Below are 22,219 nucleotides of genomic sequence, written 5' to 3'. Positions count from 1 at the left end.
CGAATTGTAAATTATTTGGTTATACTTTTCAAGTAACAAATTGGATTAAAAATCGTCTCACTTTTAGTGAGCTTTTTCTAACAACCAATCAATTTTTAACTTTGAATATGAAAACTAAATTTTTAGCAAAACTTTTATTTCTCTTTATTTTAATCACAGCATGTTCATCGTCTATAAACTACTCTGATGATTTTAAAGCGAAAACATCTGGTAAATATTTGTTTAATGCCGATGATATTATTACAATTTCTTACGATGATAACGATTTATATTTAAATTGGCGAGGAGTGAAAATAAAGCCTGTAGTAACAGATACTAATGAATTTTTTGTTCCTGATTTGTATCAAAAGTTGCATTTTGTACAACACCCAGATACAAAATCAAGATACCTCTCTGTAATCTCAGAAACAAATCCAGATAGCTTGAGTTACGATTACCTTAAGGTTGCCAATAACTATAAAACACCAAGTGAGCATTTAGCCGATAAAAATTTTGATAAGGCATTAGAAGGCTTTTTAGCTATAAAAGAAAAAGATTCTGTCAGTGATTTTATAAATCAATATAAGTTTAACCGATTAGGCTATAAATATTTCAGAGAAAAAAATTATGATGATGCTATTGGTGTTTTTATAATGAATACAAAGTTGCACCCAAACAGCCCTAATGTTTACGATAGTTTGGGGCAAGCTTATTTGGTGTCTGGTGATAGTTTAAGAGCTTACAAAAACTATAAGAAGGCCTACGAGCTAAATAGAGGTAATAAAAGAGCTAAAAAGTACATTGATGCTTACGAGAGTAGCTTAGATTAACTTATAGTTTTTTTAAGTATATAAAAGCTTTCATTGAGAATATCATCCGCATCTAATTTGGGTTTATGATTGTATAATTTTGAACACGAAAAGTAATCCTCTTTGTTAATGAGTCTGTAAGATTCTAAACTCTCATAAAAACTATTAGGAACAATTTGGCAACCGTCTGCACTTGCATCTTTGAGACCACGATTGGTGTATTCTATTAAACGTGAAAAGGCACTAGTTTCTCTAGCATCTTCGGTATAAGACACACTTCCAATGTAGTCATTTGTGTTTTGGAGCTTATCAAATAAGCTAAATATTAAGATAGTTTCAGATTTATTTAAGAAAAATAATACACCTTCAATTAGTATAAAGCAAGACCTATTATCTACTATTTGTTTTAGATTAGTAAGCAGTTTATCAAGATAGTCCTGACTAAAATCTACACCTACATAAGTGAGATCTCTTTTTGGCAATTTATTTTGTGAAATCAATTTTGTTATAACCTCTTTTTTATACTCTACCACTTCAGGTTTATCTATTTCTATGTGACTTATATCACTGTCTAGTAAAAAAGGATACATACTAAAACCTGCTCCAAAGTTGATTAAAATTTCTATCTCATTATTTTTTACTAAATTTTTGATCGTCTCTAAAAAATACCTGTTTCGTATACAATGTGTTTCAATTTCTTCTTTAGAAACATAGTTTATATAACCCTTTAGAATTTTTTCTGCGTTCTCGTTATTCCAAAGTTTTGCATAATAATCTCCACTAAGCTCTTCATCCAATCTTCTAAATGCACAAGTGACAAATGCGGTATCACTTACTCTTATGTTTTTTGAGTTGCTCACTAATCAGTATTTTTACATAAATACTTAAAAATAAGTAATTAAAAATTTATTTGGTTCTAAAAAGTTACAATTCATCCTATATAAACTACAATTGAGTAAAAATTGATTTATGAAACAAGAAAGCCTTCCGATATTTGAAAAAAATAAAAGCGTAATCGTTATGTCAACTATCGTAAAAATTTTAATTCTACTAATTGTAAATTCCACATTCGGAAATGCGCAAGACTTAAAATTTCAGAATATCACCGTAAATATTAGCGGACTAGAAAGTAATAAGGGACGACTTTTAGTAGGTTTGTACAATACTGAAGAAAACTTTTTGGATAAACGTTTTAAATCTGAAATTGTTGAAATTTCAGAGAAAACAGGAAAGGTTGTCTTTAATAATATTCCAGAAGGGACCTATGCCGTTTCTTTTATTCATGACGAAAATAGTAATGGAAAAATGGATACTAATTTTCTAGGAATTCCTAAGGAAGATTATGGTTGTTCAAACAATGCAAGGGGTGCCATGGGACCACCAAAATGGAAAGATGCAAAGTTTGAATTAAAGGGTAAAGACGAAGTCGTACATATAACATTATAAATTATCAATCAATCAATCAAAATCATCGTCATGAAACATCTAATTACTTTAACTTTAGTTTTAGCCTTTGGAATGCTAAACACCCAATCTAATTTTAATAAAGGCATGGATAAAGCCTTTGAATTATGGAATGCCAATAAAATTAACGAGGCCGAAAATTTATTTGAACGTATAGCTAATGCTGAAAAAGATAATTGGTTACCTCATTATTACATCGTGCAAATTAACAGTATTAAGAGTTGGAATGAGAAAGACGAAACTGTTTTAAAAGCACAGTTAGACAAGGCACAATCACATCTAGATACGGCAATGTCACTAAGTGAAGATAATCCTGAATTATTAGTGATGCAAGGTCAAATTTACACCAATTGGGTGGCTTTTGACGGACGAACCTATGGTATGAAATACGCTGCAAAAGTTTCGGAACTTTACAATAAAGCCTATGAATTAGCTCCAAAAAACCCAAGAGTTGTGATGTGTAAGGCCGACTGGGCGATGGGTTCAGCACGTTATTTTGGACAAGACCCAACACCATACTGCAAAGAGTTGGAGAGTTCATTAGAGTTATTTGAAACTTTTGAAGTAGAAAGTAAATACCACCCTAATTGGGGAGAAATGCGAGCCAAAGAAGCTTTAAAGCAGTGTAAAGCTTAATTAATAAAAAAGTATGTTTAATATAAAGTCATTTAAGAGTATAGTTGTTACATTTCTTATAGGTTGCCTAATATTTATCATTGGCGAGTTACTATCGAGAGATATGTTTACTTACAATAACGCTAGGGAATTTTTAATTGAGTTCTGGTTCTACCAACTTTACACGTTTTGTATTAGTTATGTGAATTCGCTCTATTTCAATTTTGTATTAAAACAGAAATTTGACAAATATGAAATCGTTAAACGAGTTTTATATGGAATAATTGGCGCAGTAATAATTACGCTTTTAACAATATTTCTGTTAAGAGTAGGTATTACAGTTTTATTTTATGGTGAAACCTTTCAAAGATTTATAGAGTTAGATAGCTGGCAAGGTTACTCCTTTGCGCTGTGGATTACGCTTACCATAATTTTAGGATTTTATGTTATCTATTTTTATAATCGTTATCAAAAAACGAAAATAAAAGAGCAGAAAGTTATTGCTGGTGCAGCAAGTGCAAAGTTTGATGCCTTAAAAAATCAGTTAGACCCCCATTTTTTATTTAATAGTCTAAATGTCTTAACAAGTTTAATAGAGGAAAATCCAAAAAGTGCACAAAAATTCACCACTTCTTTGTCAAAAGTATATCGCTATGTTTTAGAACAAAAGAGTAAAGATTTAGTTACTGTTGATGAGGAGTTGAAGTTTGCAAAAACTTATATGACCTTATTAAAAATGCGTTTTGAAGATAGTATTATTTTTGAAATACCAGAAAAAGCATCAAACCCAGAGAGTCGTGTAGTACCATTATCGCTTCAGTTACTTCTAGAAAATGCTGTAAAGCATAACATGGTCACTTCAACCAAACCATTAAGAATCAAAATATATGAAGATGCGGGTTACCTTGTTGTTTTGAATAATCTACAGCCAAAGCAAATTGTAAAAAAGAGTAGCGGTGTTGGTCTTGAGAATATTAAGCAGCGTTATAAGTTGCTGTCAAATAAAAAAGTTATCATCAATCAAAGAGCGGAGGATTTTGCAGTAGCAATACCGATGCTTACAAAACAAGTATCAATCATGAGAACATCACAATTACCTCAAAATAAGTTAGACGAAAGCTATCTGAATGCTCGTAAACGTATGGAAGAACTCAAGGCATTTTATGGTAGTCTTGCATCATACTTTGTTATTATTCCTTTTTTAATATTTATTTGGTACACGTATTCAAGATATACAATCCAGTGGTTTTGGTTTCCAATGATAGGTTGGGGTTTAAGTTTGTGTTTTCAGGCTTACCGGGTGTTTTATCATAATGCAACATTAGGCGTTAATTGGGAACAGCGTAAAATTAAAGAGTTTATGCGCAAGGAGGAAGAACAAAATCGATATAAATAAATCAATCAATCAATCAATCAATCAATCAATAAAATCAAAATATTATGAAACGTCAAGAATCATTTTCAAAGTTTGACCGCGCTAAGCGAAAAGTAGAAAAGCTAAAAGGGTTTTACACACATTTGGGTATCTTTTTAGTCATCAATATATTGATAACGGGATTTAAGGTTTCAAATAAACTAGACAGTTGGGACGCTTTTATAACCAAAATGAGAAGTCTTGACGTGCTAAGTTCATGGACAGTTTGGGGCATTATTTTACTAATACATGCGCTTACTGTATTTGTATTTCCAAATATAATGGGATATGATTGGGAAGAACGCAAGATAAAGCAATTAATGGAAGAAGAATTAAATTCAAAAGACTAACAATTTATTATACTGTAATAACATTCAATTGAGTGAGTTAGCAGTAGGTAATTAAAATTTTAAAATATGGAAAAGTATACTATAGAACCTTATAAAGACGAAGAAAATCGAAGAGATTTTAGAAAAGAAGATGCTTATATACGTGCAAAGAAACGGGTAGAAGCTATGGTTGGATTCTACTGGCATTTGGCAGTGTATATCGTAGTTAATTTGTTTTTAATATTACTTATAGGATTAAATTCAAATAGTGGATTTTCGGGCTTTGGACCTTATGCTACAGCATTCTTTTGGGGCATTGGTTTATTATTTCACTTTATAGGCGTATTTGGTTTTAGTTTTGTTTTGGGAAAAAACTGGGAACAAAAGAAAATAGAAGAATTTATGGAAAAGGAACGTCAGGAACAGAATAAATTTTAAAAGCTATGAATGATAAAGACAACAAAGCACTTTTATATTTAGAAGCACAAAGAAAAGTGTCTAGACTAAGGTGGTTTTACGTGCATTTAGCTGGCTATTTAGTTATACTCGGACTGATTATTTGGAATCTCTTAATAATCGAAGACACAGCGTACACAAATTTTATTTTGGTCATAAACTATTCTACTATTTTTATTTGGGGTTTTTTCATAGTATTTCATGCGCTAAGAATTTTTAAAGGTCACATCTTTTTTAGTGAAAAATGGGAAGAAAAAAAGATGAAAGAGTTTATGGGCGATAATCATATAAACTGGGAATAATACCTAAATAAACAGCATTATAAAATATACTTATGAACGTAATAATCATTGAAGACGAAAAACCATCAGCACGACGCCTACAACGAATGTTAAACGCTATAGACGTTCACGTTGAGATCATGTTACATTCTGTTGAAGAGGCTTTACATTGGTTTCAGAAAAATACCCATCCGGAATTGATTTTTTTGGATATTCAACTTAGCGACGGTTTGTCTTTTGAAATTTTTGATGCTGTAGAAATTAAATCTGCTGTTATCTTTACTACTGCTTATGATGAGTACGCACTTCAGGCTTTTAAGCTAAATAGTGTTGACTATTTATTAAAACCAATTGATGAAGATGATTTAAAAACCGCGGTAGATAAGTTTAAAAATAGAGCACCTCAGACACAAGTGGTGACTTTAGACTTTAACGATATTAAAAATCTTTTGGTAAATCCTATTGAACGTGAGTATAAAAAGCGTTTTTCGGTAAAAGTTGGTCAACATTTAAAGTTAATCAATATCGAAGATATCGAATGTATTTATAGCGAAAATAAAGGCACTTATGCTTACACAAAAGAAGGTAGAAACTACTTGTTAGATTCTACTTTAGACCAGCTAGAAAATGAATTAGAACCACATATATTCTTCAGGATTAGCCGTAAATTTTATGTGAATATTAATGCTATAAACGATATGGTGAGTTATACAAACTCAAGGTTACAGATAAAGTTGAATACCTTTAAAAATCAGGATATTATCGTGGCACGTGAGCGTGTGAGAGATTTTAAAAACTGGTTAGAATAAATCTAAAATATCATCGATACCATCACCAAGAATATCACCAAATCCATCAAATATTCCAAAAAAAACTCGCATCAAAAAATAAGTCTAGAATAAGTAAATCGGTCAAATCAGATTCCCAAGATGGTTTAGATTTCTTTTTTGCCTCTTTTTGCCAATCTTTGTAATTCTGTTCTTCTTTTTGGGTAATAACTATTGGTTTTTTTGAAAAGTTTTTTCTAAAATGATATCATAATCTTTACGTTTCTTATCATCAGAGCGTACATTAAATGCTTCTATTAGCATGTTTAATTTTTCTCAAGCCTCAGGAGATTTATTTTTTTCTGGATGGTAGAATGCTATTTCCTTTCTGAAGACTTTTTTTTTTGGTTTCTAAATTAGCATCTTTAGATACACCAAGAATAGAGTAGTAGTCTGTTATCATTTTAAAAGAAGGATTTACTTGTAAGTCAAAAATTCCTTTAAAATGTTACAAATTAGTGGTCATCAATACGGTTTTCATCAAAAGCAGAAGGTAAAAATTTGGGGATAAACTTTACAAAAAGAGGTAGTAATAGCATGCCACCGGGAAGCATAAAAATAGCTAAACTCGGAATGGACTTAAATATGTCTAAAAGCTGATTCTGTATTTTTTTATGTTCCTCTTCTGTAAGATTTCTTGTAGTTGATTGTGTTAAAAGCAACATGGCTTCCTTGCTCTGAGATAACTCTTTATGTAATCTTTTGCTGTTTCGTTTTATAAGTCTTATAACAATGCTGCTACTGTTGTCATAGAAACTTTGGGCTAAATTCTTAGCACTCAAAAAAGCTATTTTATCTTTATTTAACTCATAAAATTTATTGATATCGTTTACCGATTGTATTAAAGTCTCTGTGTCTATTTGCAAATCTTGTCTTAATTGATTGAGGTATATGTATTCTTCTTTATCAATTTGTTTATCACTCCAAGACGCCATGCAAACGGTGTCAATTACATAGAGTTTTTCTAATGGCTCTTTTATGGTTTTTGCAACGTCTTTATTGTCATTATGTATTATGTTTTTATGACCTAAAGAAGCCTCAAATAATTTTATAAGATTATGGTCGTACTCTGTTTTATTGGTTTTAGAGTCTAAAACTGTAAAAACAATATTTTCTAATACAGATTCAAAATTTGTAATATAGGTTTTGGTATCTTCATTTTGTTTTAAAAAGTGATGATACCCAATGATATCTATAAAAAGGAAAGCATTAATTAAAAAGTAATTAAAATTTTTAGTGATAATATTATCATCAATATGAATACGTTTATGAATAATCTTTTCTAATAGTCTGTCTCCACTTGGGTCACCAAATAATTCTGAAAGAAACGAGCGTTTATGCTCATCTGTAATTTTATAAAATGCAATTACTGAATCTATAAAATCTAAAGTAGAGCTATCTGAGTTATAGATATAATAAAACGCAGTTATTAGATTGACTTTACACCGTTCTTCCTCATTAAAGTCTTTATTCTTTATCAATTCGTAAAGGCAAGAAACGTTACTCCCATATATAAAACCACTTTCCTTGAGCCTTCTGTAAAAATCTTTAAGGTTGAGATTTAGTAGAGCACTTTGAGGAAGTACAGTCAGTAATTTTTTTATCCAACCTGTAGCTGAAGGATTCATAGATATAATTTAAAGGCTAAACCTTAATTTTAATTTCTAAAATACAAAAGCCATCATTATTATGACGGCTTTTGTAATATTATTTTTTTTCTAATTACTCTATAATCCCAGCACAACTTACACGAGCACCAGCGGCACCACTAGGTTGTGATGTAAAATCGTCTGTACCTTGATGCACAATTATAGCTTTTCCTAAGATATCTTTATTTTTATCTCCACAGCCAATACACCATTCGTCTGTAGAAAATTCAACTTTACCAACACCATCAGCAGCAACATCAAAATTTCCTATATCGCCTTTATGATAACCTGTTTCATCTCCCCATTTTCCGTGAGGTTCATTAGTTGGGTTCCAATGACCTCCGGCGGATTTACCGTCTGCCGAAGAACAATCTGCGGTTTGGTGAATATGTATGGCATGTTTACCTTCTGTAAGACCGGTCATATTAGCTACCATACTTACTTTTCCGTCAGCCTGAGAAAAGGTTACAGTACCTTTAACTGTACTTTCGCTTTTGGGAGATAGTGTAATGGTCATATCCATTTTCTTTTCAGTGCCTTCAACAACTTCTTCAATTTCAATATCTTCTATAACTTCTTCAGTTTTTTTATTGTCTTTACATCCAACTATAAACACTAAGGAAAATAGAAATGTAATTAATTTAAAATTCTTCATCATTCTGTTTTTTGGTTTGAAGTAAAGTTAAGTAGATTGTCTGGGCTTTGCAAATGCTTTAGTATAGCTTTAAACAATTTTAATATACCTATATGACAAATGTCATATTATATAATAAGACATACTAGTAATTTTGAGTATCAATTCATAGGTATGTGTAAATCACTAGTTAATAAATATAACGTAGCGGGGCCAAGGTATACGAGTTACCCAACGGTTCCATATTGGAATTTAGATACGTTTTCTCTCGACAGTTGGAAATCGTCTTTAAGGCAATCTTTCGCTGAAAGTAATTACAGCGAAGGTCTAAGTATATACATACACTTACCTTTTTGTGAGAGCCTTTGCACGTTTTGTGGTTGCCATAAGCGCATTACAAAGCGTCATGACCTTGAGTTACCTTATATAAAAGCCCTTTTAAAAGAGTGGAGTTTATACAGAAAAGTTTTAGGGGCTAAACCAAAAATTAAAGAATTACATATAGGTGGTGGTACGCCAACATTTTTTTCTGAAGCGAATTTAAAATTTCTTATCGAGGAGTTACTGATTACTTCCGATTTAGCCGATGATTATGAATTTAGTTTTGAAGGTCATCCAAATAATACAACCGAAGCACATTTACAAGCTTTATACAATTTAGGGTTTAAACGTGTTAGTTTTGGTGTCCAGGATTATAATATTAAAGTACAAAAGGCAATTAATCGTATTCAACCTTTTAAAAATGTAAAAAAGGTTACAGAGTTAGCTAGAAAAATTGGGTATACCTCTGTTGGTCACGATATTATTTTCGGATTACCATTTCAAACTAAAGAAGATGTTATTCAAACTATAAAACATACAGAAGCATTGCTTCCAGACCGTATAGCTTTTTACAGTTACGCACATGTGCCGTGGATAAAAGGAAACGGTCAGCGTGGTTTTAGGGATGAAGATTTACCATCCGGTACATCTAAGCGTCAGCAGTATCAAACAGGGAAGAAGTTGCTAGAAATAATTGGTTACAAGGAAATTGGCATGGACCATTTTGCGTTGACTACAGACACCTTGTACACCTCGATGGAAAATAATACACTTCATCGAAATTTTATGGGTTACACTGCTTCAAAAACACAAGCTATGATTGGTCTAGGCGTGTCATCAATAAGTGATAGTTGGTATGGTTTTGCTCAAAATGTAAAATCTTTAGAGGAGTATTATCACCTGCTGAATGAAAATATAATTCCAATATATAGAGGTCATATTCTTAATACCGAAGATTTAAAAATAAGAAAACATGTTTTGAATTTGATGTGTCATTTTCAAACCACTTGGAAAGACGCCAATCAGCGTTTTGATGAGTTGCCAGAAGTACTTATAAAACTTAAAGAATTTGAAAAAGATGGTTTGCTAACTTTTGAAACAAATGGGTTGAAAGTTACTGACGCAGGAAAACCATTTATAAGAAATATATGTATGGCTTTTGATTTGCTTTTGCAGAGAAAGCAGCCGGACAGACAGTTGTTTTCAATGACTGTATAATTTAGTTAGTAACCTTAAAACTATTAGTTATGAAAAAAATACTAGTACCCATAGATTTTTCGGAGCATTCAGAATATGCTCTTGAAACTGCTGCAGCTATAGCAAAAAAACATGGCTCAGAAATTTTTGTTTTGCACATGTTAGAGTTGTCTAATGCAATTTATACTGCAAGTTCAGACTCCTTGGGTGAAGAAGCTGTTTTTTATTTGAAGCTTGCCGAAAAGAAGATGGACACATTTTTGGACAGAAACTTTTTAGAGGGAGTAGAAGTAACACCAATAGTAAAACACTTTAAAGTATTTAAGGATATCAATAATGTTATTGATGCTCATGATATAAACCTTATTGTTATGGGTTCTCATGGCGCTAGCGGTGTTAAGGAAGTTGTGATAGGCTCTAACGCAGAAAAAGTTGTACGTTATGCAGAAGTACCAGTACTCATTGTTAAGCACAATCCAATTTTAGTAGAATTTGAAACTGCAATTTTTGCAAGTGATTTTTCTGAGGATGGTATTCAGTCTTATTTAAGAGCAAAAAGCACTTTTAAAAAGTTAGACTCTAATATGCATATTATATACGTAAACACACCTGACAACGGCTTTAAAAGCAGTACTGAGATAGATGTATTAATTACTAAGTTTTTAAAGAAGGCAGACGGTAATTTGGACAATTACTTAAACGTACATGTCGTGTCTGACTATTCTGTCGAAAGAGGTATTTTGAATTTCGCTAATAATATTGGAGCAGATTTAGTTGCCGTTGCAACGCACGGTCGTAGAGGATTATCACATTTCTTTGAAGGTAGTATATCTGAGGATATCGCAAATCATTCTACATTACCAGTAATGACATTTAAAATATAATACTTGATTCTTTTTTAAGGTTAGGTTAGTATTTTTTAGACTCAAGTAATTAACACCAACGCCTCATCAGCGTTGGTGTTTTTATTTTGAAAGTTGAATGCGTTCTTCTAGACTTAGTCTTAAGTCTTTTAAGACTTTATCTTTTGTTGGTCTTATAGTGTACATGTATACTAGAATACACCAGCCGATAATTAAAAATGATACTTGTTCACTTATTAAGGTAATAATGAAGCATAAAATAGCAGGTCCTTCAATCAATGCATATCTAATTATAGAAGCTGTTTGATAATGTGTTAGCTTCTGATTTAAAGGCAAGTCTAGTTTTATTTGTGACAATTGTTTTCTAAAATATATGTTCCAGAATAAATTATGGTAATTGCTAAAAATGGTAAAGCATTATAAATGATTGATACGTCATCAATATTAAATATCGAATAGTTTTCTATAATTAAAACTTTTAATGACAATTTATATTGCCAGAAGCCATTTCTATATAAGGTTCCGGAGAAATATAAGGAATGCCCAGACCTAAACCTCTGAGAATAAATAAAGCACCTATAATAATTACAAAAACAGGAATTGCTTTTTGTATGCGTTGTTTTACAGAGCTGTTTAAAAACTTTCCTACGTATATAGCAGAGGTCATTAATGGAATCGTTCCCAAGCCAAACAATAGCATGTAGATGCTTCCATTGACTAAACTCCCAGTAGCTGTAGCTCCAAATACAGCCATATAGACTAAGCCACAAGGTAAAAAGCCATTAAGAAACCCGATGGTTAAAAACGCATCTGCTGTTTTCTTTTTTAATGCGGCACCTAACGAAGACTTAACTTTAGATATAAGTCTATGTAATGGTCTGGATAGGTTATATTTTCCAATAGTTTTATAAGGTATCAATACTAAAACAATCATCACCACACCAATAATTATTGAAAGTTGTTGTTGCATTCCAAAAATGTAAATGCTTTTACCAACAATGCCAAAAACTAAACCAATTATACTATAAGCGAGTAACCGACCAATGTGGTAAATACTTATTTGTGATACTTTTTTGAAAGAGTTAGATTGGTCTACAGGTAACATAAAGGCTATGGGTCCACACATACCGACGCAGTGTAAACTCCCTAAAAGACCTAGTGCAAATGCTGTTGCTAACATATTTAGTAATTAAATCCCTTTTTATACATAAACTTGTCTGTTTTATAAGACCAATCTACTTTAATGTTCCAGCGACCATCTAACAAGCGATTGTCAGGTATGAGCAAGTTGTGATTAGACAATGAGATTGTAATCTCAAAATCTAGTTGCTTATTAGATGGTCTATATAGGAACACTTTTCCTTTTATATCATTAATATTTAAATCTTCTGGGAAAGACAATAGAACGCCTTGGTCAGTTTTTGACCAACTAATATTTTCAGAAAGTTTTTTTGAATTTTTAACCTTATTGATGTCTTCCTGATACTTTAATTCTTGTTGGTAATAATCTTCGGTTACCAAATCATGGTCAAACTTTTTATTTGTACTCATACTAATTACAAAGTACATTATGAAAGATATAAAACCTGCAAATGCAATAACTATTGCTGTTCCCCAATTTATTTTCATCACTTTTATTTTAATTATAGCTTCGTGGTCCTAAGAAGCCAATACTTGTGGTTTCTATAAGGGTGTCGTCGCTATAAACGTCTATTGTAAAATTATTTTTATCACCAGATAAATCACTTCTGTTTAACTCAATAAATAGCGTACCTTCTGCGATGTCTTGAGCCTTTAATGTTAAATTATCTGCGTTGGAAACAAGATTAATTTTTCCTTCTACGTTTCTAATCTTAAAACTTATGTTCTTTATATCTTCAGAGGTTTTATTAACCAATTTATAGGTGTATACATTACTAATAATATTTTCACCTTTTTGCTCATAAAGCTGTCCTGGTAATCTTAAGATATTTGCTTCCACATCATTTCTTAAAGCAAGCATACCCATTAAAACGCCAGTTAATATTGTTAGTACGGCAATATATCCTTTAAGTCGTGCAGTAAGTTTAAACTTAGTTTTGTTTTCTATATTTTCTTCACTTGCATAACGAATTAAACCTTTTGGGAGGTTTATTTTTTCCATTATAGTATCGCATTCATCTATACAAGCTGTGCAGTTTACACATTCTAACTGTGTACCGTTTCTAATATCGATTCCAGTTGGGCAAACATGTACACACTGAAGACAATCAATACAATCGCCATGACCTAGTCCTTCTCTATCTTCATTTTTACGAAAAGACTTTCTCCCATTTTCACCTTCACCACGCTTATGGTCATATGCTACTACAATAGATTTTGTATCTAAAAGAACACCTTGTAAGCGTCCATAAGGACATGCAATAATACATACTTGTTCTCTAAACCATGCAAAAACAAAGTAGAATACACCTGTGAAAATGAGTAACGGTATTAACGTACCTAAATGTTCAAAAGGACCTTCTACGACATATTTTATGAGTTTATCTCCACTTATTAAATAGGCTAAAAAGACATTAGCAATTAAAAATGAAATAATTAAAAATATAAACCACTTTGTAACTCTTTTGCGGATTTTTTCCTTGTTCCATTTCTGCCTAGCTAACTTTCGTTGTTTGTTTCTATCACCATCGATCCAAAATTCTATGCGTCTAAAGACCATTTCCATAAAAATGGTTTGTGGACATATCCAACCACAAAAAATACGACCAAAACCAACCGTAAAGAGTGTAATAAAAACAACTAAGATAATCATTGATATTACAAACAAATGAAAGTCTTGCGGCCAAAATGGAAACCCGAAAATATTGAAACGACGTTCTAAAACATTGAACATTAAAAACTGGTTACCATTGATTTTCACAAATGGTGCAGCAAATAAAAAAGCTAATAAAAAATAACTTACTAGTTTGCGTTTTTCCCAAAAAGGACCAGAAGGTTTTTTGGGGAATATCCAATTACGCTTACCATCTTCATTAATGGTAGCAATAGAATCTCTAAAAACTTCGTTAGATGGTGTCTCCATTTTATTAGTACTGTCTGCGGTTCAGATTGATAGTTTGTCTATCGTTTCTTTTAGTTTTCAGCAATTTCAACAGTTTCTGTTTCTTCTTTTGCAGGCACTTCTTCTGCGTCTGAATCAGCTTCAGGAGCAGTTTTATCTACCCAAATATCACCTTCAGCAGCTTTTGGTTCAGCTGGTGTAGTTCCTTGAAATTGTAAAAGATAACTTGCTACTTGAGCCATTTCGGCAGGTTTTAAACCTTCTTTTTTCCAGGAAACCATTCCTTTACCAGAACGCCCACCTTCAGATATGGTTTTAAATACATTTTTAATACCACCGCCAAGAATCCAATATTCATCGGTTAAGTTAGGACCAATACCACCACCACCGTCAGCCTTGTGACAAACAGCACATTTTTCAGTAAAAATATTTTCACCAGCTTTTAAGTCGGCTATATCCGTTAAAAGTTCTACGGTATTAAAATCAACTAAATCTTTTGCATTCTTTTTATATTCTTCAATAGCGCGTTGTGCTTCAGCATATTCAATTTCGTACTCTACAAATTGGTCATCTGCATCAAGGATGTGATAACGTATCATGTAAACAACTCCAAATATTATTGTAATATAGAAACTATATACCCACCAAGGTGGAAGATTGTTGTCTAGTTCCTTTATACCGTCATAGTTATGGTCAAGGATAACTTCGCCTTCTTCTTCAATTTGTTTTGTACCAGCAAGTGTTTTGTAGGTGTCTTTAATCCATTGTACTAGTTTTGAAGGTTCTGCTTGCTTAGCATCATATCTTGCTTTAGCTTCTTCATCTAAACTTTGATACAAAACATTCTCCATAGCACCAACAATACCTTCTACCGCAAGAAGAATGACCAATACAAGTAATAGGAACACTAATACTACTGGTTTTTCTATAAAAGCTGGTTGGTCACCAGATTCTACAAAATATTCTACCAAACCAGCGATAATGAAAAAGATAGCTGGTACTCTAATGTATGATGGGATTAATTTTCTCATGATAATGTGTCGTTTTGGTTATCTAATGGTAAATTACTCACCTTCGAGATATAGTCTTTCTTTGCTGTAAATACCCAGTAAAAAAGTGTTACAAAAAAGATGAAAAAAATAAGTAATGATATTAGTGGATATATCTCTATACCCGTAATACTTTCCATATGTCCTTTTATAAATTTTAACATAGCTAATTAGTTTTGAGCGGTTTCTTCAATAATTTCTTTAACTTTTATATCTGTACCTAAGCGTTGTAGATAAGCTATGATAGCAACGATTTCACGATTCTTCATTTCTACAAAATCTTTGCCTGTAGCATCCTTGTCTGCTTCATAACTTTTTACAAAGTCAGGATCATCATAGAGGTTTTTCTCTATTTGAGCACCTTGCTCCAGCATTGATTGTTGAGCACTGGTAATATCTTCTTTAGAATAAGGAACACCCAAAGTGACCATGGCTTCCATTTTCTTTTCAGTCATGGACTTATCTAATTCATTCTTAATTAACCATTGGTAACGTGGCATAATAGACTTTTCGTTCATAGCTTGTGGGTCATACAAGTGACTTAGGTGCCAGCTATCTGTGTATTTTCCACCGACTCTATGTAAATCTGGTCCCGTACGTTTACTTCCCCATAAGAAAGGGTGGTCGTAAACATATTCTCCAGCCTTAGAGTATTCGCCATAACGTTCTACTTCACTTCTAAAAGGTCTTACCATTTGCGAGTGACAACCTACACAACCTTCACGGATATAAATATCTCTACCTTCTAATTCTAGAGGTGTATAAGGTTTTACGCTGCTAATTGTTGGGATGTTAGATTCAACAACTAAGGTTGGAATTATCTGTACAATTCCACCAATTAAAATAGCCACTGTTGCATATATAGTTAATAATACAGGCTTACGCTCTAGCCAAGTATGCCATCCTTCGCCTGCAACTCTTCTTTTAGATACCCGTTGTAATGCTGGTGCTTCAGCTAACTCATCAGTAACTTTTTCATCTGAACGTCTTACCGTTACTATTACGTTATAAACTAGGATTAACATACCTGTTATGTAAAGTGTACCACCAATAGCACGCATCCAGTACATTGGCATGATTTCAGTCACGGTTTCAAGAAAGTTACCGTAAACGATTGTTCCGTCAGGGTTAAATTGCTTCCACATACTCGCTTGAGTAAATCCTGCGACGTACATTGGTAATGCATATAAGATGATACCTAGCGTACCTATCCAGAAATGTAAATTGGCTAAACCAATAGAGTGTAATTTTGTTTTAAATAATCGAGGTATTAACCAATAGATCATACCAAAAGCTAGGAAACCATTCCATGCTAATGCACCGACGTGCACATGGGCAATAATCCAATCTGTAAAGTGGGCAATAGCGTTTACATTTTTAAGTGAAAGCATTGGGCCTTCAAACGTAGCCATACCATAACCAGTAATAGCTACCACCATAAATTTAAGAACAGGGTCTGTACGAACCTTATCCCAAGCACCACGTAAGGTTAACAGTCCGTTTATCATACCACCCCAAGATGGCGCAATAAGCATTACTGAGAATGCAACACCTAAGTGCTGTGCCCATTCTGGTAAAGCGGTGTATAATAAGTGGTGAGGTCCTGCCCAGATGTATATAAATATTAAAGACCAAAAGTGTACTATGGATAGTCTATAAGAATATACAGGTCTGTTTGCAGCTTTAGGTACAAAGTAATACATCAAACCTAAGAACGGTGTTGTCAAGAAGAATGCTACTGCATTATGACCGTACCACCATTGTACTAAGGCATCTTGAACACCAGCATAAACAGAATAACTTTTCATTCCTGTCAAGCTAACAGGTAATTCTAAACTATTAAAAATATGAAGTACAGCTACGGTAACAAAAGTTGCTAAGTAAAACCAAATAGCTACATAAAGGTGACGTTGTCGACGTTTTAGTATGGTTCCTATAAGGTTAATACCAAATGCGACCCAAATAAGTGCAATAGCAATATCAAAAGGCCATTCTAACTCGGCATATTCTTTTGAAGTGGTGTAACCTAATGGTAATGTAATTGCTGCACCAACAATGAGTAATTGCCAAGCCCAGAAATTAAAATTACTTAAAAAGTCGCTAAACATTCTTGCCTTGAGCAAGCGTTGTGTAGAGTAGTAGACTCCTGCAAAAATGGCATTACCCACAAAAGCAAAGATTACAGCGTTGGTATGTAATGGGCGTAAACGCCCAAAACTCAGCCATGAGATACCGTCAGTCATATTTGGGAATAAAAACATAAATGCCAGTATAAGCCCTACCAGCATTCCAACAACTCCCCAAAGTATTGTAGCATAGAGGAATTTTTTAACGACTTTGTTATCGTAATAAAATTGTTGAATTTCCATAGTTAGTGTAATTGATTTATTTAGTGTTTGTTTTTTTAGGTTTTACCAATTCATCTTCAAAAAGCATACGAACAGATGGTGTATAACTATCATCGTATTGTCCAGATTTTACAGCAAAAACAAATACTGCAAAAAAGACAATAGCCACTATAATACTAACAGCCAATAAAATATATATAACGCTCATACCTATTTGAAGTTATAGCTCAAAAATACAGTTGAACCATTTTTAAAAACATGATATTTGTCATGTAGAACAAGTTTTTTTATTTCAATCGTTTACCTAAAATATTTGTAGCAACAGTTGTAAAAACAACAATACTTATTGAACTTAAAGGCATTAAAATAGCAGCTATGACAGGTGCTAATTGACCTGTAACAGCAAAATAAAGTCCTATAATGTTATAGAAGAATGATAGCACAAAGCTCCATTTAATAATCGTAATAGCTGATTTTGAAGCACGTATATATTTGAATAATTCTTCAAATTTTGAAGCATCTAAAATACCGTCACAAGCAGGCGAAAAGACATTGACATCTTCCGAAATGACTAAACCAACATCACTCTGAGCCAATGCTCCTGCATCATTTAATCCATCACCCACCATTAAGACTTTTGCACCTTCATTTTGATGAAATTTTATATAGTCTAGTTTGTCTTCTGGTTTCTGATTAAAAATTAATTTCGTTTTTGCGGGTAATAGTTTTTTTAGGTTTTCAAATTCTCCTTCATTATCACCAGACAGTATGACTAAATCGTAATGCTTTTTGAATTTATTAAATAGTTTTGAAACACCTTTTCTATAACTGTTGTAAAATGTGAATTTGCCTTTGTAAATATTGTTGCTACTTATATGTACTGCAGTATTTAATACTGATGCCGTTTCAGAATTGCCTACAAAATTTGCAGAGCCAATTTTGAGATTTATATTTTTGTGCTTAGCTTCAATACCTTTACCTGTGTGCTCTTCAAATTCGTCTAGACTTACTATATCATTCGTTTTTAGAATATCATATAACGTTCTGCTTAAAGGATGATTAGAGCCTCTTAAGGAGTTTTTTAAAACCAGAGCTTCATCTTCAGTAAGTATTTGACCATCATATTCCGCAGTGCTTTTTTGATTAGAGGTTATAGTTCCTGTTTTATCAAAAATAACAGTGTTTATTTGTGCTAACTGTTCTATAACGTTAGCATTTTTAATGTAAAATTTGAGCTTACCAAAAATTCGAAGAAGGTTGCCGAAAGTGAACGGTGCAGATAAAGCTATGGCGCAAGGACAAGCAATTATAAGTACTGCCGTAAATACATTCATGGCTTTGCTTGCATCATAGAATAGCCAATATGCTGTTGCCACAAAGGCTATAGTTAAAATGGCTATGGTAAAGTGTTTACTTATTCTATTAGTGATGTTGGTAAAACCATCTTCTTTATTTTTGTTAAAGACATCGTTACTCCATAATTGTGTGAGGTAACTTTGCTCAACAGATTTAAGCGCTTCAAGCTCAATAACACCAGCGGTTTGTTTTCCACCAGCAAACAATTTATCTCCAGATTGTTTAGTTACGGATTGCGATTCTCCAGTAACAAAACTGTAATCTATTTTTGCGCGCCCATTGATTAAAATACCATCCATAGGAATGAGTTCTTCATTCCTAATCAAGATTCTATCTCCCTTTTTTATATCATAAACTTGGATGCTTTCTTCGTCTCCACTTTTATTAATTTTTGTAACAGCAATAGGAAAGTATGATTTATAATCACGTTCAAAGGATAGAAAATCATAGGTTTTTTGTTGAAAATATTTTCCGACTAAAAGAAAAAATACCAGACCAGCCAAGCTATCAAAAAAACCAGAACCTAAATCCAAAGCTACTTCAATAGTACTTCTAATAAATAAGACTGAAACACCTAAGGCAATAGGTACATCTATATTTAGAATTTTAGCTCTAAGTCCTTTATAGGCTGAAATAAAATAGTCTTGAGCAGAGTAGAAGACTACAGGCAGTGCTAAGGCAAACATCAACCATCTAAACAGATGTTTGTATTGCTCTAACCAAAACTCATTAACCTCAAAGTATTCAGGAAAGGAGAGAAACATAATGTTTCCAAAGCCAAAACCAGCTACACCTAATTTATAAATTAAAGACCGATTAATCAATTTTTCAGAGGACTTAAAATCATCTAAACTTATGTAAGGTTCATAACCAATTTGACTTAATATAAGCACAACGGACTTCAAATCTGTTTCTTTAGATTTGTAGGTAACTCTTACCGTTTTTTTACCAAAATTAACTTGCGAATCTGTAATATTAGGATTGATTTTGTTGAGGTTTTCTAAAATCCAAATACACGAACTACAATGAATATGAGGTATGTAAAGTGTTGTAATCTCAACAGTATCACCTCTAAACTCCGTGAGCTTTTCGATAATGTTTTCTTGAGATAGAAAATCGTATTTACCTTCAACTTCTTTAGGAATGGCACCTGGTGAATTTTGTAAATCGTAATAGCAGGTTAAATCATTTTCGTTGAATATTTCGAAAACTGTTTTACAACCATTACAACAAAACAATTTGTTCTGAAAGTCTATTGGGTTTTTACCACAGTCATCACCACAATGAAAACAATTATTGTTTTCCATTAACTTGCTATTTTAATCATACCTGATGCAAATATTCTACATTATTGAGAAAAAAAACATGATAAAAATCATGTAATTTATTATATTTGATTAATCACTAAATCAATAGGTATGAGTAAATGTGAGTCATGTATAGTTAGGGAATTTAACTCTTTAAAATCTTTGACAAGAGACGAACTTATGAGAGTTTCTGCTTGTAAAACAGGGAAAATTTTTGATAAAGGTCGTGTCATTTTCGAAGAAGGTGATTCAGTTAACGGTGTATACTGTGTAAAAGACGGTGTCTGTAAATTGACAAAGCTTAGCGAAAATGGTAAAGACCAAGTTGTAAAATTGATTGTTAAAGGTGGACTTTTAGGTAAACGTTCTTTGGTTACCAATCAAGTTTCAAGTTTAACAGCTACAGCACTAACAGAAATGGAAATGTGTTTTATTCCTAAGGCTGAAATAATGAATGACTTAGAAAAGAACCCCAATTTCACTTTAGATGTTTTGCGACAAATGACAGAAGATTTAAAAGTGTCAGAGCATTCTATAGTAAATATGGCGCAAAAGTCTGTAAAGAAAAGAATGGCTGAGGCTTTGTTATATATTTATGACGACTTCGGAACCGATGATGAAGGGTATTTGACGATAATTCTATCTCGAGAAGATTATGCAAGTATTGTAGGTACTGCAACAGAATCGGCAATCCGCATACTCTCTCAGTTTAAGAAAGATGATTTTATAAGTACTTCAGGGAAACGTATTAAAATAGAAAATTTAAGTGGATTAAAATGGGTTGAGTAAGTATCGTAAATGTTACTTTTAGATATAAAAAAGCCGATAGTCAATAAACTATCGGCTTTTTTTTACATCTCGGTAATTTTAATTTGACTCAGCTTCAATTTTTTCTTCAACGGACTCCTGACCGTCTTTTGGTGTGGTTTCTTTTTTAAGGTATTTATCTAGAAATTTCACAATACGCTCATTAGCTTCAATTTGGTTTTCTTTCTTTACAAAACCGTGACCTTCGTCATCAAATAAAACATATTCTACAGGAACTCCATTTTTTCGAACACCTTCAACAATTTCATCAGACTCTACTTGTAATACTCTTGGGTCCTGCGAACCTTGTAATACAATAAGTGGCTTAGTCACTTTATCTGTATAAAATAAAGGAGAAATACGTTTTAATCGTACCGAATCTGCCGAAAATGGATTGCCTAGTTCTTTATATAAGGATTCTCTAAAGGATTCCCAATACGGAGGAATACTTCTTAAAGTTCGCATCCAGTTTGTCACACCAAAAAGGTTAACACCAACAGCAAACTCCTCAGGAGTATAAGTTAAAGCAGCCATGGTCATATAACCACCATAAGAACCACCTATAATTCCTATTTTTTCACCATCAATCTCTGGTTGTGTTGCTAACCAATTTTTTCCTTCAACGCAATATTGTAAATCTTTTTCACCATGATTTTTATCATCCATTTGGTAGAAGGTTTTGCCGTAACCGCTACTACCACGATTATTTACAGCCAAAACAGCATAGCCTTGATTTACCATATATTGAATTAATGAGCTAAATCCTTGTCGTGTTTGTCCTCCAGGTCCGCCATGTACCCAAACCATTGCAGGTACTCTGTTTTCTGCTGATGCTTGATGAGGTAGGTAATAAATAGCAGGTATAATTGTGCCATCAAAAGATTCAAAACGAATGACTTTTGCACTCACTAAATCTTCAGGATTAATAGCACTGTTTAGAACGTTACTAAGTTTGTATTGTTTTTTAGTTTCAAAATTATAGGTATATAAATCCGAAGGCGTATTTGAGCCACCAACATACATACGCATCCAGTTTTCGTCTGCGCTAAATGAAACGCTAGTAATACTTTTATCATCAAAATTTGGCAAATCAATAGGAGTCATCGTTTTTGTATCCATTACCTCTATAGCATTTTTGCCATCTTCATTTACAAAAACAATCATATACTTATTGTTTTTTGTAAAATAACTACTGCTTATATCCCATTTCTTTTCGAGAACTTTTTTACGTTCTTCAGTTTTAAAATTATAAGACATTAAAACGGAAAATTCCCCACCTTCATCTGTTGTGTAATAAAATAATGAATTATCTGCTGAAAAATCCTGAGATTCATTGGCACTTTGATTTTCATTAATTTTTATTCGCTTTCAGGTTTAATACCTCGAGGCTTGCCTCGTTAATTATTACTATTTTGTGACTCGATGTCACAGAATAGTAAATATATCCATAAAAGTCATAATGTTACAGTTT

At 32.6% G+C, this 22,219-nt stretch carries 24 protein-coding genes; 11 read left to right on the top strand and 13 right to left on the bottom strand.

Annotated features, from left to right (window positions below; all coding sequences use genetic code 11):
• Nucleotides 1-107: 107 nt before the first annotated feature.
• Nucleotides 108-809, top strand: coding sequence for a tetratricopeptide repeat protein (locus tag HKP48_RS01725; RefSeq protein WP_296342177.1), 702 nt, complete (start codon nucleotides 108-110; stop codon nucleotides 807-809).
• Here HKP48_RS01725 and HKP48_RS01720 read toward each other — a convergent pair.
• On the bottom strand, nucleotides 806-1,648 hold the full coding sequence (locus HKP48_RS01720) for a class I SAM-dependent methyltransferase (RefSeq protein WP_296342175.1): 843 nt from the start codon (nucleotides 1,646-1,648) through the stop codon (nucleotides 806-808). The two genes, HKP48_RS01725 and HKP48_RS01720, sit on opposite strands and share 4 nt — an antisense overlap.
• Nucleotides 1,649-1,757: 109 nt before the next feature.
• On the opposite strand from HKP48_RS01720, the gene HKP48_RS01715 reads away from it, so the two are divergent.
• From HKP48_RS01715 to HKP48_RS01685, 7 genes are all read left to right on the top strand, one after another.
• Nucleotides 1,758-2,234, top strand: a complete 477-nt coding sequence (locus HKP48_RS01715) for a DUF2141 domain-containing protein (protein ID WP_296342173.1) — start codon at nucleotides 1,758-1,760, stop codon at nucleotides 2,232-2,234.
• Nucleotides 2,235-2,264: 30 nt separating this feature from the next.
• The gene (locus HKP48_RS01710; protein WP_296342171.1) at nucleotides 2,265-2,888 is read left to right on the top strand and encodes a hypothetical protein; all 624 of its coding nucleotides are present in this window, start codon (nucleotides 2,265-2,267) and stop codon (nucleotides 2,886-2,888) included.
• A gap of 13 nt (nucleotides 2,889-2,901) precedes the next feature.
• Nucleotides 2,902-4,263 carry a histidine kinase gene (locus HKP48_RS01705; RefSeq protein ID WP_296342170.1) on the top strand — a complete coding sequence of 454 codons (1,362 nt, stop codon included), beginning with the start codon at nucleotides 2,902-2,904 and terminating at the stop codon, nucleotides 4,261-4,263.
• A gap of 44 nt (nucleotides 4,264-4,307) precedes the next feature.
• Nucleotides 4,308-4,631, top strand: a complete 324-nt coding sequence (locus HKP48_RS01700; RefSeq protein ID WP_296342168.1) for a 2TM domain-containing protein — start codon at nucleotides 4,308-4,310, stop codon at nucleotides 4,629-4,631.
• 66 nt (nucleotides 4,632-4,697) lie between these two features.
• Nucleotides 4,698-5,048: a 2TM domain-containing protein gene (locus tag HKP48_RS01695; RefSeq protein WP_296342165.1), complete on the top strand. Its 351-nt coding sequence runs from the start codon at nucleotides 4,698-4,700 to the stop codon at nucleotides 5,046-5,048.
• A gap of 5 nt (nucleotides 5,049-5,053) precedes the next feature.
• Nucleotides 5,054-5,368: a 2TM domain-containing protein gene (locus tag HKP48_RS01690; protein ID WP_296342163.1), complete on the top strand. Its 315-nt coding sequence runs from the start codon at nucleotides 5,054-5,056 to the stop codon at nucleotides 5,366-5,368.
• 32 nt (nucleotides 5,369-5,400) lie between these two features.
• Complete coding sequence (locus tag HKP48_RS01685) at nucleotides 5,401-6,156, top strand: LytTR family DNA-binding domain-containing protein (protein ID WP_296342161.1); 756 nt, start codon at nucleotides 5,401-5,403, stop codon at nucleotides 6,154-6,156.
• Between the two features lie 473 nt (nucleotides 6,157-6,629).
• Here HKP48_RS01685 and HKP48_RS01680 read toward each other — a convergent pair whose 3' ends face one another.
• Entirely contained in the window at nucleotides 6,630-7,802 is a 1,173-nt protein-coding gene (locus HKP48_RS01680) for an LETM1-related biofilm-associated protein (RefSeq protein WP_296342159.1), read from the bottom strand.
• A gap of 94 nt (nucleotides 7,803-7,896) precedes the next feature.
• Complete coding sequence (locus tag HKP48_RS01675) at nucleotides 7,897-8,478, bottom strand: superoxide dismutase family protein (protein WP_296342157.1); 582 nt, start codon at nucleotides 8,476-8,478, stop codon at nucleotides 7,897-7,899.
• Nucleotides 8,479-8,631: 153 nt separating this feature from the next.
• On the opposite strand from HKP48_RS01675, the gene hemN reads away from it, so the two are divergent.
• Both hemN and HKP48_RS01665 read left to right on the top strand, forming a co-directional pair.
• Entirely contained in the window at nucleotides 8,632-9,996 is a 1,365-nt protein-coding gene (hemN, locus tag HKP48_RS01670; protein WP_296342156.1) for an oxygen-independent coproporphyrinogen III oxidase, read from the top strand.
• 29 nt (nucleotides 9,997-10,025) lie between these two features.
• Nucleotides 10,026-10,859 (top strand): universal stress protein, encoded by an 834-nt coding sequence (locus HKP48_RS01665; protein ID WP_296342154.1) that lies wholly within the window; start codon nucleotides 10,026-10,028, stop codon nucleotides 10,857-10,859.
• Nucleotides 10,860-10,940: 81 nt separating this feature from the next.
• Here the strand turns inward: HKP48_RS01665 and HKP48_RS01660 are convergent, their stop codons facing one another.
• From HKP48_RS01660 to HKP48_RS01620, 9 genes are all read right to left on the bottom strand, one after another.
• A complete protein-coding gene (locus HKP48_RS01660; protein WP_296342152.1) occupies nucleotides 10,941-11,195 on the bottom strand; it encodes a hypothetical protein in 255 nt (84 codons plus the stop codon).
• A 121-nt stretch (nucleotides 11,196-11,316) separates the two neighbouring features.
• Nucleotides 11,317-12,018, bottom strand: a complete 702-nt coding sequence (locus HKP48_RS01655; RefSeq protein WP_296342151.1) for a sulfite exporter TauE/SafE family protein — start codon at nucleotides 12,016-12,018, stop codon at nucleotides 11,317-11,319.
• Nucleotides 12,019-12,020: 2 nt separating this feature from the next.
• A complete protein-coding gene (locus tag HKP48_RS01650; protein WP_296342148.1) occupies nucleotides 12,021-12,467 on the bottom strand; it encodes a FixH family protein in 447 nt (148 codons plus the stop codon).
• A 10-nt stretch (nucleotides 12,468-12,477) separates the two neighbouring features.
• A complete protein-coding gene (gene ccoG / locus HKP48_RS01645) occupies nucleotides 12,478-13,902 on the bottom strand; it encodes a cytochrome c oxidase accessory protein CcoG (RefSeq protein WP_296342147.1) in 1,425 nt (474 codons plus the stop codon).
• Between the two features lie 50 nt (nucleotides 13,903-13,952).
• Entirely contained in the window at nucleotides 13,953-14,912 is a 960-nt protein-coding gene (locus HKP48_RS01640) for a cbb3-type cytochrome c oxidase N-terminal domain-containing protein (protein WP_296342145.1), read from the bottom strand.
• Nucleotides 14,909-15,094 carry a CcoQ/FixQ family Cbb3-type cytochrome c oxidase assembly chaperone gene (locus HKP48_RS01635; RefSeq protein WP_296342143.1) on the bottom strand — a complete coding sequence of 62 codons (186 nt, stop codon included), beginning with the start codon at nucleotides 15,092-15,094 and terminating at the stop codon, nucleotides 14,909-14,911. Before HKP48_RS01635 ends, HKP48_RS01640 begins: the two co-directional genes overlap by 4 nt.
• A gap of 6 nt (nucleotides 15,095-15,100) precedes the next feature.
• The gene (gene ccoN, locus HKP48_RS01630) at nucleotides 15,101-17,299 is read right to left on the bottom strand and encodes a cytochrome-c oxidase, cbb3-type subunit I (protein WP_296342141.1); all 2,199 of its coding nucleotides are present in this window, start codon (nucleotides 17,297-17,299) and stop codon (nucleotides 15,101-15,103) included.
• 16 nt (nucleotides 17,300-17,315) lie between these two features.
• Nucleotides 17,316-17,486: a cbb3-type cytochrome oxidase assembly protein CcoS gene (gene ccoS, locus HKP48_RS01625; protein ID WP_296342140.1), complete on the bottom strand. Its 171-nt coding sequence runs from the start codon at nucleotides 17,484-17,486 to the stop codon at nucleotides 17,316-17,318.
• A 79-nt stretch (nucleotides 17,487-17,565) separates the two neighbouring features.
• On the bottom strand, nucleotides 17,566-19,941 hold the full coding sequence (locus HKP48_RS01620) for a heavy metal translocating P-type ATPase metal-binding domain-containing protein (RefSeq protein ID WP_296342139.1): 2,376 nt from the start codon (nucleotides 19,939-19,941) through the stop codon (nucleotides 17,566-17,568).
• A gap of 111 nt (nucleotides 19,942-20,052) precedes the next feature.
• Between HKP48_RS01620 and HKP48_RS01615 the strand changes: the two genes are divergently transcribed.
• The gene (locus HKP48_RS01615; protein ID WP_296342137.1) at nucleotides 20,053-20,730 is read left to right on the top strand and encodes a Crp/Fnr family transcriptional regulator; all 678 of its coding nucleotides are present in this window, start codon (nucleotides 20,053-20,055) and stop codon (nucleotides 20,728-20,730) included.
• Between the two features lie 78 nt (nucleotides 20,731-20,808).
• Here the strand turns inward: HKP48_RS01615 and HKP48_RS01610 are convergent, their stop codons facing one another.
• Nucleotides 20,809-22,005 carry a prolyl oligopeptidase family serine peptidase gene (locus HKP48_RS01610; RefSeq protein ID WP_296342135.1) on the bottom strand — a complete coding sequence of 399 codons (1,197 nt, stop codon included), beginning with the start codon at nucleotides 22,003-22,005 and terminating at the stop codon, nucleotides 20,809-20,811.
• Between the last annotated feature and the right edge of the window lie 214 nt (nucleotides 22,006-22,219).

It is taken from the genome of Winogradskyella sp. (genome assembly GCF_013042245.1).
Taxonomy (GTDB): Bacteria; Bacteroidota; Bacteroidia; order Flavobacteriales; family Flavobacteriaceae; genus Winogradskyella.
The sequence above is the reverse complement of the archived record's forward strand: the minus strand, read 5'-3'. Positions and strand labels throughout refer to the sequence as shown.